Here is a 16,189-nt window from a genome sequence, read left to right on the forward strand (position 1 = left end):
GATAGGTTAAATGTTGCACTAGATCAAATCCCATAACTATCTAAGAACTGCCGAATTTCTTTATCCTGGAGATCACAACATGGAGCAGTAGTCCCCTTCTCTGGAGCATCTGGTGTTGAAGAGTGATCAGATATCATTGATGCCATGGAAGATCTTTGCTGAGCTAACTCTTGTAGCTGTTGTTCTAGAGACTCAATCCGGTCTACTAACGCTCGAATTACCTTGGCTTCTGAGTCAGGCAAGCTACCATGTTCAAGGGGATTGACTCGTACACCGGAACGATAGACAATCCGACCTGGTATACCGACCACAGTACAATCGGAAGGAACATCTCGCAAGACCACTGACCCAGCACCAATGCGGACATTATTACCAATTTGGATATTCCCTAGCACCTTAGCACCAGCTCCCACCACCGCATTTTCTCCTAGAGTAGGGTGACGCTTACCACTTTCCTTTCCTGTACCGCCGAGGGTAACACCTTGATAGATTAGACAGTAGTCTCCCACAATAGCGGTTTCTCCAATCACCACACCCATACCATGGTCGATAAAGACACCATAACCAATTGTGGCACCCGGATGAATTTCAATACCTGTAACAAATCGGGATAACTGACTGAGCACTCGAGGAATGAATGGAATCCCAATCACATGTAACCAGTGACAACAGCGATGGAACAGCAGAGCCTGTAGACCGGGGTAGCAGAACAAAACCTCCAGCCAGTTCCGAGCAGCTGGGTCACGCTCAAAGATAATACGGAAGTCAGCAATCAGGGCAGATAGCACTAGGGGTCACCATAATTAATGCTTGAACAAATTACTAACTAGTTTACCTTGTCTTGATGGAATAGCGAGTGGAAGAAACCCCCTGATGAAAGTGCCGCATCTGTTGCTGGTTACTCTTGAGCCGTCAGGGTGTAATCCCAGCGTTGTCCTCCCTCAAAGGCACCGACCCAGATTTGGTATGTGCCAGCTGGCCAATTTTGTGCTGTTATGCTGGCATCTTTTTTAGAACCTGTATCATCCCCACAAAGGATCTGATTGTTGGGAAACTGAATTAGTAAAGTGGTATCGTTTCCCCCTGTGTTGACCCCTATAGTTAAACTGGGTAAATTTGCCTCCAAAACCATCAGGTGATCTGGAGTAGGGTCTCCAAAACCGATACAGGGATCATTGTTGCGATCGCTATTTGCAATCGATGACAACGAGTAAGCACCACCGGTGTGACCACTGACCTGTCCCTGACTTGGGGAAAAACCAGGTGATAAGTTTAAAGAAGCAAAATTCGCTGTCTGGGATAAAACGGGCATAGAACAGAGGGCTACTATTAAAGCTATGACTCCTTTAACACCTTGTCGTACCATTGCAAAACCCTCCTAAGACTAGTTGTTACTATTTCCTCCCTATTTGAGTAGCAGTAAACTATTAGAAATTACATTACCTACTTATAGTTTCCTATAAACCTCTGTTGTTTGACAGGAACACTTGTGACACTCTGCTATCTGCCACATTGATTATTAATTGATACCTTTGGCGTTAATTTATTCTTTAGCAATGATCTAAGTAGTCGGACAAAAGTAAAATTAACTGTTGAAATAGGGACTTCGGAGCAGGGAGCAGGGAGCAGAGGGGCTTTTGGCAACTTTACACAAGTTATAGCAATTCTACGACTTGTGAGGTACAAATTTCTGGTTTTTAGGGAGGAGGGAGCAGGGAGCAGGGAGCAGTGAAGAGGTAAGAGGGAAGAGGTAAGAGGGAAGAAGTCAAAAATAATGTGTACCTCATGAGTCCTAGAAACGCTAGAATACAGCGATGCAGCGAGGTAGCGCCACCAAAGGGGGTTTCCCCCACTCGCGCTTTGCATCAAGAAGTGAAGTTTATTTTTGTCCAGTTACTTATCAGTTATCAGCTAGCTTCTGTAGATACTAAAGTAACCTATCAGCTTAAGTGCTACGCGAACAGCTATCAGTAAATGCCTGAATACTTAGATGGACAAATGCCAAAATTTTCAATTCTGTAAACTCTATAACTATAGCGTTTATAGGACTCATGAGGTATGCATTATTTTTTACCTCTTCCGACTTTCGACTTCCGACTTCCCTGCTCCCTGCTCCCTACTCCCTACTCCCTGTTCCCTGTTCCCTGTTCCCTGTTCCCTGTTCCCTTTGGTATAGAATAAAGGTCAAAACTAAGAAAACAAGCGCGTTACAGCTATTTCCGTCCTATGGTCGCTCAATCGTTTGATCAACCTCTTGTTGAAATCAGTGTTGAACAACTGGCAAGGCAGATGGCAGATTCCCCGGAGCAGTTACAGCTTATTGATGTCCGAGAACGGCAAGAAGTTGCGATCGCTTCTATAGAAGGCTTTGAAATTCTGCCTTTGAGTGAATTTGCTCAGTGGTCTGGGGAAATCTCTACTCGCTTTGATCCCGCAGTTGAAACCATGGTCATGTGCCATCATGGTATGCGCTCGGCTCAGATGTGTCAGTGGTTAATCAGTCAGGGGTTCACGAATGTCAAGAATGTAGCTGGGGGTATTGACGCATACTCAATCATAGTTGATCATAGCATTCCTCGTTACTAATTGCAGCTCACTGCTAACTACTGTTATGAGTTGATTCTGCTATCTTAGAACAAATGTTCTTAGAGCAAATGTTCTTAGAGCAAATATTCTTATAGCAAATGTATTAATAACCAACTTAATCCTTGGGTGAGCAGACGCTGCAATACCTATGGATAAATCCCAGATACTTCCAACCTGCACCAAAACCAACCCTGATTTTTGGTGATTGATTGGGATATCTAATTATCACCCCTACTATTTTGGACTAAAGCAGGCTTAACTAAACCCAGCTTTTAGGCAACATTCCATTATTAGTATGTTTGATCACCTTAATGGTAACTCCTCCCTCTAATCTAGACTTTTTTCCCTTTAAAATGAAGTTCAGCTTTGGTTCAAAATGTCTCGCCAACAACTAAGTTTAACAAGTCGGCAACAACATATTCTCTGGGCGACTATTCGTCACTATATTGCCACGGCAGAACCGGTTGGTTCTAAAGCCTTGGTCCAAGAATATGACCTGAGTGTGAGTCCAGCGACGATTCGCTCTTGCATGAGTATGTTGGAAAAAGTTGGACTACTATATCAACCCCATACCTCTGCAGGTAGGGTTCCTTCTGATTCAGGTTATCGAACCTATGTTGACCAGCTGATTCAACCGTCAGAAACCTTGAGTCAGTATGTTGAAAATTTACTGGCAGACAAGTTGAACTGGGAGGAAGCTAAGTTTGAGGTATTGCTAAGGGATGCTGCTCAAATTCTGGCAACGGTCAGTGGATATATTGCTTTAATTACTTTCCCTGACAATCGCACTACTCGCCTGCGCCATCTACAGTTGATGCACCTAGAGCTAGGGCAAGTGATGTTGATTATAGTTACGGATAGTTATGAAACTCAGTCGGTATTGATGAATCTGCCCCACTCAGAGGATGATAATACCGTTGATGAGTCGATTGTGGAGCGGGAATTAAAAATATTATCTAACTTTTTGAATAGTAAGCTGCGAGGGCGAACTCTCACGGAATTGGAGACATTAGATTGGAGTGAATTAGACCGAGAATTTGTCCGCTATGCGGATTTTTTAAGCAATTTATTAACTGAGTTGACCCGTCGCACTGTAGTACCTAAGTCCAGCCCGATTATGATTCGTGGCATCTCAGAGGTGTTGCGTCAACCAGAATTTTCGGAAATAGACCAGACTCTAGACTTGCTGCATCTGTTGGAAGAGGAACAGGAGCAACTGTGGTCAGTAATCTTTAAGGTACCGGAAGAGTTGGAATTTAAGTCTCGTGTGAAAATTAGGATTGGTGCGGAGAATTCCTTGGAACCGATGCGTGGCTGTACCTTGGTGTCTGCTAACTATCAGCAAGACCAAGTCCCAGTGGGAAGTGTAGGGATTATTGGACCAACTCGCATGATTTATGAAAATGCGATCGCATTAGTGGAAGCAGCAGCAGATTATCTAACTGAAGCCTTGAGTCAACCAGCGTAAAGGGAAGTGTTACCGTAACGGCAAGACTTTGATCGGTAATGCTCCATCGAGCTCTTTGTCAAAATTATTCACATTACTATACCTCACGGGACTTGAAGAATTTCTAAGTCCCAACTCAGTTGCGTCCCTAAAACACAGAGCATTGATCACCATAGGTAGAGATGCACCCGAATCGACCCATTCCCCTTGCCACTGGGTGGGCAGGTCACAGATTTCTGTAGCTTCTTCACTGTTGAGGAGGTAGATCTTCAGGAAGGTCCGTATCTTTCCTGCTTGTCTCAGCAGAAGACTCACTATGAGCCGAGATTTTGTTGATCATCTCCTGGATTTGACTGTTTAAATCTAAATTTTGCCAAATCTGAATCCCAGCGTTAGCTCCGACAAGTATTGCGGTTACTACCGCTATCGGAGTTCTCATTTTTCTGGAAAAGTCTCTTAGACGCTTCATCTGGGCACCTCCAATTATGTATAACTTTTGTATATCATACGTATATCACATTTAACCACTAGCAGACAGGCTGACGTCGGGGATATATTTTTGAAAATAGCTTAAATCCCTATATTAACTGGGTTAGAGGAACCATATTAGAGTAATTACTGATCAGCAAGCAGCTATAATACGTATATCACTAGCCTCCAAAAAAGCTATAATACGTATATCACTAGTTAATGTGAATAAATTGTTATGTCTAGGAAACTAGTTAGCTTCAGACTATCTGAAGACCTAGCACAAGCCCTCAAAGACCGCGCTGAGGAGAAGGGCATTTCAGTGACAGAGTTAATTAACAGACTGCTGAGACAGGGTTTGGAAATCGATGACTCAGTAGAGGAGCGTTTAACAGTAGTAGAAGCCTCCGTTGAGAACCTCAGAAAACAAACCAATGTTACTGATCTCGCACTTGCCATTCAAGGAGTTGCTCAATCCCTGGGAGGTTCCCCAGTACCTAAGACTGACTTCAATGTAGAGAGGCGTCTGGATGAATTGCAAGAGTTATTCCTGGAGATGAACGAGAATCTAAACCAGGTGCTGGATCAGGAGCCAAGCAACCGTCAACCTCGGTCTTCTGTATCAAAGGGGTCTAAATCAGCGCGATTGCGTAAGCTAGTAAAAGGTAAACAGTCTTCAGTCAACCCCGAGATTCCGAAAGACTCTCAATTCAGGGACTACTAAATTTAGTTAAAAGATGCATACAGCGGTTTTGATGTGAATAGCCCCCATCCCTGATTAGGGGGTAAGCTGAGAATCAGCTGTTACTGTCACCAAGATTCACTGGGTGTGTTCATTTGAAAACTGCTATAGATGTTCAATTATGAGGGTTTTGGTAGGTTTAAGTGTCTTGATGTGTCTCCTGATCGAGCAAGAGTCGTTTTCGGAACAAACGCTAAAGTTGTTGGAAATTATTGAATCCCAGCGCATGGAGGGCTATGTTGCCAAAGCGACTGTAGATAAATTCTTTTATTACGCCAAAATCCTGAGGGGGGAAAAAGATGCTAGAGAAATTTTATCTATGGTAATGGGAATTCTAAAGGAATGCTCTGTCGATAACGCCATCTTGGAGAAAGAGCAATTTTACAACCTTATAGAGCTTACAGGTTTTGAAGTTGCTGAAGAGTTGGTTTATGCAATCGCTAATAATCTGGAAGCCTTGGTAACCTTAAATGCTCAAAAATTAAATTATATGGGCTCTATTTTTCCAGTTTTGTCAGTCAAACAAGTCTTAGACCGTCAGCCATTAGAAAACTCCTTTCTTCTTTCTGAGCCAATTGATGAGCCAAAGCTAGAACCTGAAACCTCACTGCTAAATACCTGGCAGACTGAACTTGATCAGAAACGAGTAAAATTGAACAATTGGTTGGGCAATGACTTTCGTGAGGCGGAGCAAGAAAATTGGCATCCATGGGAAGCGATTGTAGGAATAATACAACAACAATTTGCTTTTAGAAGTGCTTGTATGGACATGGATATAAAACGATCCAAGGGAGTTAAAAAAATTTCTTGGGATAATGAATGCCAAATGGCTTTAGTGGTCGATGTGGCGATAGAAAGTAATAATGAAGTAGTTATTATCCTACAGCTATATGCTATCAGCAAGCCAAACTATTTACCAGAAAATACCAAAATGATTGTACTTGATGACTCAGGTAAAACTTTTCTACAAGCAGAATCAAAACTTGGTGATCTTGGCATCCAGCTAAGGTTTAGTGCTGATTATGGAGAACAATTCAGTGTTAAAATAGACTATAATAATTACAGTTTTACAGAGTTGTTTATGGTTTAGTTTTTTTATCAAAAATTAAATGGATAAATTAGTTGTAATAAATCTAGGAGAAGGAAACATTGAAACTGGTTGCTCAGCTACTATAAAAATTGGAGATGATCGCGCTCTACCATCAATAGAAATAGTAGGTAAATTGCCCCCAGAACCAGAATTTGCAAAACTCCATAAGCGCTGGCATTTAATATATCAAGACTTAGGTTTTTATGTACGCGCTTTGAAGAAAAAACCAGATATAAACACTTCTATCATCAGTATCGATCAGTTTCGGCAATTATCCAAAGACTTGGTAAAAAGTCTAAAGTGTTGGCTTAATTCTGAAGATTTTCGTGTCATCAAAGAGGCATTTCTTAAAAATTTAAGTCCTTCTGATGAAATTCGCGTAATTATCCAAGTGGAAGATATTCAGTTACGACGAATCCCCTGGCATCTGTGGGACATTTTTGATTATTACCGCAAGGCTGAGGTGGCTTTGGGGGAATTAACCTATGATAAAGTTGATAAAGTTAAGCTCCCTATCTCGTCTATGAGTAAGGATAGGGTGAGAATTTTAGCTGTTTTGGGAAACAGTGACGGAATTAATCTTGAAAAAGACCGAGAATTACTAGAACATTTACCGAATACAGAAATTACGTTTCTGGTTGAGCCGTCACGCCTGGCATTAGATAGGGCACTATGGGACAATAAAGGCTGGGATATCCTCTTTTTTTCTGGGCATAGTTACAGCCAAGTAGATGGCAAGAGTGGCTATATTTCTATTAACCGAACAGATAGCTTAATCATTAGTGAGCTAAAAAATGCTTTAAAAGCCTCAATTGAACGGGGATTAAAGATAGCTATTTTTAACTCTTGTGATGGGCTAGGTTTAGCACAAAGTTTAGTTGACTTGCACATCCCGCAAGTTATTGTGATGCGAGAGCCAGTACCCGATCTAGTGGCTGAGGAGTTTTTAAAGGGATTTCTTAAGTCATTTTCACAGGGACAATCGTTATATATGTCAGTAAGGGAAGCAAGGGAACAATTGCAAGGATTAGAGAATGATTTTCCCTGTGCTAGTTGGTTGCCAGTTTTGTTCCAGAATCCCGCAGAATTGCCTCCCACTTGGAATGATCTTGCTCCGATTAGCTTTATCACTCAGCAGCAAGCCAACAACGAAGACCTGATTTTATATCAAAAAAGACTAGAAGCTTGGAATCAGTGGAGGGAAAGAAACACTGAGTTAGTTCCAGACCTAATCAAAATAAATTTAACTGGAGCCAATCTTAGGGGAGCTAATCTTAGTAACGTTAATCTGAGTGGAGCTAATCTCAGTCACGCTAATCTTAGTAACGTTAATCTGAGTGGAGCTAATCTCAGTCACGCTAATCTCAGTCACGCTAATCTCAGTCACGCTAATCTCAGTGAAGCCGATCTGGTTGAAGCTAATCTAACGGCAGTTCAAGCATTGAATACTAACTTTGAAGAAGCATTATTGACTGGGGCTTGTATACAAGACTGGAATATCAATCGTGCCACAAATCTTGATGAGATAATTTGTTCTTATGTTTATCTGCGAAATTCTCAACAAGAGCGCCGTCCCCATAGCGGTAACTTTGCTTCAGGAGAATTTAGTAAGTTATTTCAAAAGGCTTTAGAAACGCTTGATTTGATTTTCCTTTATGGAGTTAACTGGCAGGCATTTATTCCTTCATTCCAGAAGCTAAAAGTTGAAAGTGGGGTACAGGAGTTAGCGATTCAAGCTATTGAAAGTAAGGGGGATGGTACTATCGTGATTCGCATAAACATACCTAGGGAATTCAAGAAAGCTGAAATTGAAAAGGATTTCAAGCAGCACTATGAGTTAGCACTCAAAGCAGTCGAGGAAAAATATCGTGAGCAATTAAAGGCTAAGGATATCGAAAGAAAGATTTATCGTGAGCAAAATGATAGTCTATTAAAAATCATCGATACGCTGGCTAACAGACCTATTCATAATGCTATTGATTTCGCAGCCAAAGTAGAGAATCAACCTAGATCAGAAGAGCGTACATTCAACATAGACCAGAGATATTCCTCAAACGGTTTTGCTTACGCGGGAACAGCTAATGACAGCCAAATAGTTGGCACTCAGCACTACTACGCCCCAGCCCAAAAACAAAATTTGGCAGAGGCAGCAGCAGAGATTCAGCAACTCCTAAACCAACTTTCACAAATTAAGCCAACCACAACCGAAATTGAAAAATTAACAGTTGTAGCTAAGGTCGCTGAACAAATCAATAGTAATCCTACCCTGAAAGCAAAGGTTATTAATGCCTTGGAAGCTGGAGGAGTTGATGCCTTTAAGGAAGCTATAGACCACCCCCTTGTGAATATTTTAATGGCAACGATTGAGGGTTGGAAAGACGTATAGTGTGACCTATAATATGTTGATAAAGGTTTATAATGGATAAAATTGCTCCAGTTAGTCGTATTTAATTGGAGTTGTGAACATACTGGGTTAGGCAAGAGGCAAGAGATAACTAAGTTTATAGGTATTTTGGATAATCTAAAAAACTCTAATAATTTTTTCAATTTTATGGATAAACCTTCCCTATACCAGCAAGACTTCTATGCTTGGACTCAGCAGCAGTAAAAAAGTGGCGTAGGGTGTGTTAGGGACGGGCTCACCAAGACGCAAGCCATAGCAAGTGTTAGGTTGCTGCCCGTAACGCACCACCGCGTCAAATAGCATGCATTGAGATGCACCCTAGGAATGTCCTACTCTGAATGGGTAGTGCTGTAATAACATCTAACAAACGAGTACCCATTTACTGCAAACCAGTACCCATTAACCGCAAACCAGTACTATTTTCTCGTTAAACTGTACTGGTGTATAACAAACGGGTACCCTTTTCTCACATACTAGTACTCGTTTCTCGCAAACCAGTACTATTTTCTCGTTAAAATGCACTTATTTATCACTTAACAGTACTTATTTCTCAGTAAATAGTACTTGTTGACAATAATATAGTACTAGTGTTTTAAAAAACGGTACTGTTTTGTTCTTAACGAGTACTATTTTCTCACATGGGAATAGGGAATAGGGAATAGGCAATAGGCAAAAGGCAAGAAGCAAGAGGCAAGAGGCAAGAGGCAAGAGGCAAGAGGCAAGAGGCGTGTTAAAAAAGCAGATATAGCAATCCGTGTAGAATTGGTATATAGCACTACGCATTAAAGTTAAGACATTGATACAAGCAGCAAAAGGTGCGCACCTACGCTTTTGTAGTTAACTTTTGCCTATTGCCTATTGCCTCTTGCCCTTGCGCGTAGCCCTATAACTGATTCAACCAATTGGTCAAATCCACTTCGGTGTCTTGATGCAGTCGCTCATGGGGGAAACCCCCAAGACCGCGCTGCATCGCTTTCAAAATCTAACAACGCTTCTCCTAAATCCTCCAACTGGTCAAAAGATAATTCCTCAATTTGATTTTGTAATTGGGGATTAATTTCACCTAGGCGACGGTTAAGTAGACGCTTAATTAAATTAAGCTCATTGCGCTTTCCTTGTTCTAATCCCTGTTCTAATCCTTGACGAATAATCCGTTGATAAACTACTGACTCTTGCATCATATCCTCCCGAAAATAGGCTTGAATTAACTGATCATCAAATTTCACCCCAGCCAACAGTTGTACGCAAGCAGATAGGTTACGCTGCTGTTGTCTATCTTCAATCATATCGATTCTCGCTGCTACCTGGGATAGCAAGGTTTCTGGCACTTCAGTTTGTGCTAATACGGCCAAAGGTAGTAACCCTGGGGTGGTAAGTAACGGTTGTGGATCACATTCCCAAATCCGAATCACCCGGTAGCGGAAGGATAGGTTCCTCTCAGTAAATTGATTGACAAATACTCCGGATAATCGGGTTGGTTTGAGAAAAATTATTACCTGTTCAATATCACAGCGATACTGCCGATATAACCTGACCCAATAATCGAGCATCCGCAGGGGTAAGGGAGGTTCAGATTGGGGTAAGGTTTGAAATTCCAGATGCAAGATAGCATCAGCAACTCGCACAAAAAACAAGGCATCTGCTCGAATTGGCTCTGTGCTTAATTCGGTGTTGAGAATTTCGATATCCTCTGCTGGTTCCTGGTTAAACAACCAACGGGTAAAGGCTTGGGGATATTGTTCAACAAGATATTTGAGGGTACTGTCGTAAGTCATTACACATCTGATCTAACTAAGTCAATTCTGGTTAACTAATCGAAAAGAGGGTTAAGAGCCACAAATTCGACGACTCGAACCTATCCCAAATCATCTTCAATTCTTGATGCAGTCGCTCATGGGGAGGGGCTGTGTGCGGAACCTGCGTCCGCACCGCTGTTTGCCCCGTGGAAACCCCCAAGACCGCGCTGCATCGCTAAAGCCAGGGGAAGGTATGTCGGAAATATTGGCCACTTAACTAACTCTTGAAATTCCCAGTAAACTCCGACAATCATTAACGGTATATCGGGGTATAAAACCGATTTCAAATTATTGCTATTGTTGGGTAATATTAGTCGATTATATCACATTTAGTAGCCATTATATTACTCGAAAAGTATTTAATAAAATTATTTTTTTTTGCTAAAACTTTTATAAAATAACCAAACTGATATGTGTCTTAAATACCCTAAAACTTCCAAGAAAAAACTTTAAAAAAACCTTGATAATTACACTTATAATCATTATTATAATTAATGTAAACAAATTCAATTTTCGTCTTATGCCAGAAGAATTTACTCGGAACTTCAAGAAACAACCTACTCAGCACACTCTCAAAGGTCCTCGTCAATCAGTAATCTATAGTATGCGAATGTTTTATGCACTAGGCTATGCGGAGATTGCGGAGTGGACTCCTCTAGAAGCGACTGAAGTTCCGGGTGAAGTTATCACTACCATGACCAAGTATTGGTTGTTGCCATAACACTTTGAATTTCTAGGGGGGTTTTCCCCCCTGGCCAAGGCTCTGGTCTTGTAGCGTAGCCTTTGGCCAGTAAAATAGGATCACATCTCAATAGTTTCGGGTATTCTTCTGACATATGCAATTTAAATAGCCGTGGATAGTATTTCTACGGCTATTTTTTTTTGTTTTAGGATATATAGCAGAAGTCAGAAGTCAGAAGTCAGAAGTCAAACTCTTGCGCTTATTTAGGTTTGAGACTTTTGTCATGTGAATTTTAGTTGTGAATATATCACTTTAGGCAAAAGGCAATAGGCAATAGGCAAGAGAGAATAAACTATATAGGTATTTTGGTTAATGTAAAAAACTGTAATAACTTTTTCAAGTTTATGGATAAACCTTCCCTATACCAGCAAGACTTCTATGCTTGGACTCAGCAGCAAGCCCAAGCACTGAAGCATAAGCAATTTTATGAGCTTGATTGGCAGCATCTGGAGGAAGAAATTCAAGCTTTGGGAAGACAGGAATATCGGGAATTGGTAAGTCGCCTTTGCGTTCTGCTTGGTCATCTGCTGAAGTGGCAGTATCAACCAGAGAATCGTAGCCGCAGTTGTTTTTTGAGTATTAGAGAACAACGTCGGGCAATTAAACGACATTTACGGCAAAACCCCAGCTTAAAGTCTCGCCGGTCGGAAGCAATGATGGATGGCTATGAAGCAGGTATTGATTTAGCCTTGCGGGAAACTAATTTGCCAATACGAACGTTCCCAGAAGCTTGTCTTTATTCCTTTGATGAGGTGATTCAGGATACTTTTTTGTGTGATACTAGCCAAGATTGGGAAAATTAGTGGGACTTACCCAGTTAAACCAAAAATCAAGGGTTTCAGCTATAGGGAACAGGGAACAGGGAACAGGGAACAGGGAACAGGGAACAGAAGGTTTCAAGGAAACGGTAGAAAATTTTTCGTAGGGTGCGTTAGGGGGGGGTTCTCATTTTCCGCCTCGTAGCTAGGGCTGTGTCTTGATGCAGCGCGGTCTTGGGGGTTTCCCCCATGAGCGACTGCATCAAGACACAGCCCGCCCCGTAACGCACCACGGGGTTAAACAGCAAACGTGAGATGCACCCAAGAGGGAACAGGTAACAGAAGGTTTCAAGGGAACGGTATTGGTAAAGATGTAGTCCAAACCCTGGCGGTGCGTTACGGGACGGGCTATCCTAACACTGGCTACCGAGAAAATTAGGCCGAGCCCGTCCCTAACGCACCCTACGGCTGTGAGAGCAAAACCTAATTCGTGATATAGTCTTGTAGAGCTTTAACTCCCAGTGGTTGCGACTGTAGTGAACGAATTGCGGCTGCGGTTGCTTTAGCACTAGCAATTGTAGTCACAATCGGAATCTTATAGCCTAATGCTGTTCGGCGAATTAACCGCCCATCGGCATAGGCATCTTCTCCAGAAGGGGTATTAATAATTAGCTGAATCTTTTGATTCTTAATCCAATCCAAGACATGGGGACGTCCTTCATGGAGTTTTAACACCAACTCTACATCCAGTCCATGCTCTTGCAGCACCTTGCGAGTCCCATCGGTTGCTACTAGCTCGAAACCCAACTCGATTAAGTCTTTCGCCACTGGTACTACATTGTGCTTATCTCGGTGATTGGTGGAAACGAACACTGTGCCAGACAGGGGTAAACGCTGACCAGCTGCTAATTCTGCTTTGGCAAATGCCTTGCCAAAATCTGTGTCAATCCCCATTACTTCCCCAGTAGAACGCATTTCTGGTCCGAGGAGGGTGTCTGTACCAGGAAATTTCTCAAAGGGCAATACTGCTTCTTTGACTGCAATGTGCTTAGGAATAGCTTCTTGAGTTAACCCAAGGGATTCCAAGGTCTCACCGGACATAATCCGAGATGCTAACCCGGCCAGGGGTACCCCTGTTGCCTTGGAGACATAGGGAACTGTTCGGGATGCTCTGGGATTGGCTTCGAGAATGTAAACGGTTTCCCCTTGCACCGCAAATTGAATATTCATCAACCCCACCACCTTCAGGGCTTTTGCCAGCTGATAAGTCCAAGTGCGAATAGTTTCCAAAGCAACGGGTGTTAGAGAGGTGTGGGGTAAAGAACAAGCAGAGTCTCCGGAGTGAATCCCGGCCTGTTCGATGTGTTCCATGATGCCACCAATCACTACCCGACCAGTGTGATCTGCGATCGCATCCACATCTACCTCTACTGCATTCTCCAAAAACTTATCAATCAGAATCGGATGCTCTGGTTCCACCTGCACCGCAAACTTCATGTAGCGTTTCAAATCCTCATCGGAATAGACAATTTCCATAGCCCGTCCCCCCAACACATAAGACGGGCGCACCACCACTGGATAACTAATCCGTTTCGCCACTTCTAGTGCTTCCCCATAACTGCGAGCAATTCCATTCGGTGGCTGCTTAATATCTAACTTCCGCAAAATCTTCTCAAACCGCTCCCGATCCTCAGCTACGTCGATTGAGTCGGGAGAAGTTCCCCAAATTTGCGTTACCAGTTGTTGGTTGCCAACCTTCAAGGCTTCTTGCAACGGCACTGCTAACTTAAGCGGTGTCTGTCCCCCAAATTGAACAATAATCCCTTCCGGATTTTCTGCCTCAATAATATTGAGTACATCCTCTTTGGTCAGGGGCTCAAAATATAAGCGATCGCTTGTATCATAATCAGTGGAAACTGTCTCTGGGTTGGAGTTGACCATGATTGTCTCAAATCCCTGCTTACTCAGAGCATAAGATGCATGACAACAGCAATAGTCAAACTCAATCCCTTGACCAATCCGGTTTGGTCCCCCACCTAAAATCATCACCTTCCGCCGATCCGAAGGTATCACTTCCGACTCTTCTTCATAAGTGGAGTAATAATAAGGTGTAAATGCCTCAAACTCTGCTGCACAGGTATCTACTAGCTTATATGCTGGTACTACTCCTAGATGCTTACGGTATTCGCGCACCTCATCTTCCGAAGTCTTGGTAGCAAAAGCAATTTGGCGATCGCTAAATCCCTGACGTTTGACTGCCCATAACTGCTCTTTGTTCAAGGTCTGCAATGGGTTACGTTTGAGGAATTTTGAGGTTTCCAGCAATTCCGCCAATTTATCCAAAAACCAGGGGTCAATTCCTGTCAGTTCCTGTACTTCTTCTAGGGTCATCCCTAGCATCAAACCATGACCCACCGTGAAGATACGTTCTGGATTCGGGGTTCGTAAACCATAGCGCACTTGTTCGAGAGATGGCAGCTTCTCTTTGCGATCGCATCCCCACCCAAAGCGTCCAGTTTCCAGAGAGCGCAACGCTTTCTGAAACGATTCGAGAAACGTCCGTCCAATCGCCATCGCTTCTCCCACTGACTTCATCTGAGTAGTCAGGATTGGTTTACTACCGGGAAACTTCTCAAAGGCAAACCGGGGTACCTTAGTTACCACATAGTCAATAGTTGGTTCAAAGGAAGCAGGAGTTTGTTTAGTAATATCGTTGGGAATTTCATCGAGGGTATATCCCACGGCTAATTTAGCCGCAAACTTAGCAATCGGGAACCCTGTTGCTTTCGAGGCTAGGGCAGAACTGCGAGAAACCCGAGGATTCATCTCAATGATAATGACCTGGCCATTGATGGGATTGACAGCAAACTGAATATTGGATCCCCCGGTTTCAACCCCAATCTCCCGAATAATTTTAATCGAGTAATCCCGCAACCGTTGGTATTCCTTATCCGTCAGGGTTTGAGCGGGAGCAACAGTAATCGAGTCCCCAGTATGAATTCCCATCGGGTCAACATTTTCAATGGAGCAGATAATTACTACATTATCTGCCAAATCTCGCATGACCTCTAACTCATACTCCTTCCAGCCCAACAAAGATTTTTCCACCAGGATTTGAGACACTGGCGAAGCATCCAAACCCCCCTGAGCCATTGTTTCGTATTCTTCTTTGTTATAGGCAATGCCACCACCACTACCCCCGAGGGTAAAAGCCGGGCGAATAATCAGCGGGTAAGAGCCGATTTCTTGTGCGATCGCTTTAGCCTCCTTGAGATTATTCGCAATTCCCGAAGGACAGACCCCTACCCCAATCCTTTCCATTGCTTCCTTGAACAACTGGCGGTCTTCAGCCTTTTCTATCGCCTCTAGCTTTGCCCCAATTAGCTCCACTCCATGCTTTTCCAAAACCCCATTCTTAGCAAGGTCAACCGCAATATTCAGAGCCGTCTGACCCCCCATGGTTGGCAGTAAAGCACATGGTTGCTCTTTTTCGATCACCTTCTCGACGATTTCTGGAGTTAGGGGCTCGATGTAGGTACGGTCAGCCGTTTCCGGGTCAGTCATGATACTAGCTGGATTAGAGTTTACCAGTACCACTTCATAGCCTTCTTCCCGGAGTGCTTTACAAGCCTGAGTCCCGGAATAGTCAAATTCACAGGCTTGTCCAATCACAATCGGACCAGAACCAAGGAGCAAGATTTTGTGAATATCATCGCGGCGGGGCATAGTGGTTGCTCTGTGGTGACATAAACGTTATTAGATCCTGACTATTATATGCTTGCTTGCCAAATTATTCCCTAGTTATTTATCCAGCTTTTACAAAGCATCTAGCTTTTTATCCAGCTTTTACCCAAGAGCGCCGATTTGTTGACAGTTGACGGTTGACAGTCAACGGTTACGGCGGTTTGCATAACTATCAGGTACACAGGATTGTTTTCCCACTTCCGACTTCCCTGCTCCCGTCTTGATGCAGTCGCTCATGGGGGAAACCACGGCAGTTGCTCATGGGGGAGACCCCCAAGACCGCACTGCCTCCCCAAGACCGCGCTGCATCGCTGCTCCCTGCTCCGAAGTCCCTAAAAACCCAGAACGAAAGTACCTAATTGAATTGCAAACCGCTGTAAGTTAACCATTTCGATTAAAGCTGTCAAACTAG

General features: G+C 43.1%; 18 protein-coding genes. 11 read left to right on the forward strand and 7 right to left on the reverse strand.

Translation table 11 applies throughout. The features are described from left to right. Positions 1–23: 23 nt before the first annotated feature. The 3 genes from cysE to BJP34_RS47845 all read right to left on the reverse strand — a co-directional run bounded on the left by cysE (position 24) and on the right by BJP34_RS47845 (position 1,866). On the reverse strand, positions 24–788 hold the full coding sequence (gene cysE / locus BJP34_RS26290) for a serine O-acetyltransferase (protein WP_070394890.1): 765 nt from the start codon (positions 786–788) through the stop codon (positions 24–26). A gap of 110 nt (positions 789–898) precedes the next feature. Beyond that, entirely contained in the window at positions 899–1,366 is a 468-nt protein-coding gene (locus BJP34_RS26295) for a hypothetical protein (protein ID WP_070394891.1), read from the reverse strand. Between the two features lie 134 nt (positions 1,367–1,500). Continuing rightward, positions 1,501–1,866: a hypothetical protein gene (locus tag BJP34_RS47845; protein WP_149031192.1), complete on the reverse strand. Its 366-nt coding sequence runs from the start codon at positions 1,864–1,866 to the stop codon at positions 1,501–1,503. A gap of 185 nt (positions 1,867–2,051) precedes the next feature. Between BJP34_RS47845 and BJP34_RS40980 the strand changes: the two genes are divergently transcribed. The 3 genes from BJP34_RS40980 (at position 2,052) to hrcA (ending at position 4,054) form a co-directional block, all read left to right on the forward strand. After that, a complete protein-coding gene (locus BJP34_RS40980) occupies positions 2,052–2,246 on the forward strand; it encodes a hypothetical protein (RefSeq protein ID WP_149031193.1) in 195 nt (64 codons plus the stop codon). Further along, positions 2,227–2,586 (forward strand): rhodanese-like domain-containing protein, encoded by a 360-nt coding sequence (locus BJP34_RS26300; RefSeq protein ID WP_070394892.1) that lies wholly within the window; start codon positions 2,227–2,229, stop codon positions 2,584–2,586. The genes BJP34_RS40980 and BJP34_RS26300 overlap by 20 nt, the downstream gene beginning before the upstream one ends. A 376-nt stretch (positions 2,587–2,962) precedes the next feature. Next, positions 2,963–4,054, forward strand: a complete 1,092-nt coding sequence (gene hrcA / locus BJP34_RS26305) for a heat-inducible transcriptional repressor HrcA (RefSeq protein ID WP_070394893.1) — start codon at positions 2,963–2,965, stop codon at positions 4,052–4,054. Between the two features lie 226 nt (positions 4,055–4,280). On the opposite strand, the gene BJP34_RS26310 is transcribed toward hrcA, so the two are convergent. Beyond that, positions 4,281–4,502 (reverse strand): hypothetical protein, encoded by a 222-nt coding sequence (locus BJP34_RS26310; RefSeq protein WP_070394894.1) that lies wholly within the window; start codon positions 4,500–4,502, stop codon positions 4,281–4,283. A gap of 237 nt (positions 4,503–4,739) precedes the next feature. Between BJP34_RS26310 and BJP34_RS26315 the strand changes: the two genes are divergently transcribed. From BJP34_RS26315 to BJP34_RS26325, 3 genes are all read left to right on the forward strand, one after another. Next, entirely contained in the window at positions 4,740–5,225 is a 486-nt protein-coding gene (locus BJP34_RS26315; RefSeq protein ID WP_070394895.1) for a ribbon-helix-helix protein, CopG family, read from the forward strand. Between the two features lie 220 nt (positions 5,226–5,445). After that, on the forward strand, positions 5,446–6,333 hold the full coding sequence (locus BJP34_RS26320; protein ID WP_158517487.1) for a DUF1822 family protein: 888 nt from the start codon (positions 5,446–5,448) through the stop codon (positions 6,331–6,333). Between the two features lie 19 nt (positions 6,334–6,352). Further along, positions 6,353–8,719, forward strand: coding sequence for a pentapeptide repeat-containing protein (locus BJP34_RS26325; RefSeq protein ID WP_070394897.1), 2,367 nt, complete (start codon positions 6,353–6,355; stop codon positions 8,717–8,719). A 644-nt stretch (positions 8,720–9,363) separates the two neighbouring features. Here BJP34_RS26325 and BJP34_RS44570 read toward each other — a convergent pair. Beyond that, on the reverse strand, positions 9,364–9,513 hold the full coding sequence (locus BJP34_RS44570; RefSeq protein WP_158517488.1) for a hypothetical protein: 150 nt from the start codon (positions 9,511–9,513) through the stop codon (positions 9,364–9,366). Between the two features lie 162 nt (positions 9,514–9,675). Continuing rightward, a complete protein-coding gene (locus tag BJP34_RS26335; protein ID WP_070394899.1) occupies positions 9,676–10,512 on the reverse strand; it encodes a DUF4351 domain-containing protein in 837 nt (278 codons plus the stop codon). A gap of 106 nt (positions 10,513–10,618) precedes the next feature. Between BJP34_RS26335 and BJP34_RS49505 the strand changes: the two genes are divergently transcribed. The 4 genes from BJP34_RS49505 to BJP34_RS49510 all read left to right on the forward strand — a co-directional run bounded on the left by BJP34_RS49505 (position 10,619) and on the right by BJP34_RS49510 (position 12,472). After that, entirely contained in the window at positions 10,619–10,750 is a 132-nt protein-coding gene (locus BJP34_RS49505) for a hypothetical protein (protein ID WP_267876386.1), read from the forward strand. 303 nt (positions 10,751–11,053) lie between these two features. Then, positions 11,054–11,254 carry a hypothetical protein gene (locus BJP34_RS26340; protein WP_070394900.1) on the forward strand — a complete coding sequence of 67 codons (201 nt, stop codon included), beginning with the start codon at positions 11,054–11,056 and terminating at the stop codon, positions 11,252–11,254. A gap of 365 nt (positions 11,255–11,619) precedes the next feature. Next, positions 11,620–12,078 (forward strand): DUF29 domain-containing protein, encoded by a 459-nt coding sequence (locus tag BJP34_RS26345; RefSeq protein WP_070394901.1) that lies wholly within the window; start codon positions 11,620–11,622, stop codon positions 12,076–12,078. A 265-nt stretch (positions 12,079–12,343) separates the two neighbouring features. Then, the gene (locus BJP34_RS49510; RefSeq protein ID WP_267876387.1) at positions 12,344–12,472 is read left to right on the forward strand and encodes a hypothetical protein; all 129 of its coding nucleotides are present in this window, start codon (positions 12,344–12,346) and stop codon (positions 12,470–12,472) included. Between the two features lie 44 nt (positions 12,473–12,516). On the opposite strand, the gene carB is transcribed toward BJP34_RS49510, so the two are convergent. After that, positions 12,517–15,759, reverse strand: coding sequence for a carbamoyl-phosphate synthase large subunit (carB, locus tag BJP34_RS26350; protein ID WP_070394902.1), 3,243 nt, complete (start codon positions 15,757–15,759; stop codon positions 12,517–12,519). Positions 15,760–16,000: 241 nt separating this feature from the next. Here carB and BJP34_RS40990 point away from each other — a divergent pair, with 241 nt between their 5' ends. Then, positions 16,001–16,162, forward strand: a complete 162-nt coding sequence (locus BJP34_RS40990; protein WP_158517489.1) for a hypothetical protein — start codon at positions 16,001–16,003, stop codon at positions 16,160–16,162. Positions 16,163–16,189: the final 27 nt, after the last annotated feature.

The sequence above is a fragment of the Moorena producens PAL-8-15-08-1 genome, assembly GCF_001767235.1.
Taxonomy (GTDB): Bacteria; Cyanobacteriota; Cyanobacteriia; order Cyanobacteriales; family Coleofasciculaceae; genus Moorena; species Moorena producens_A.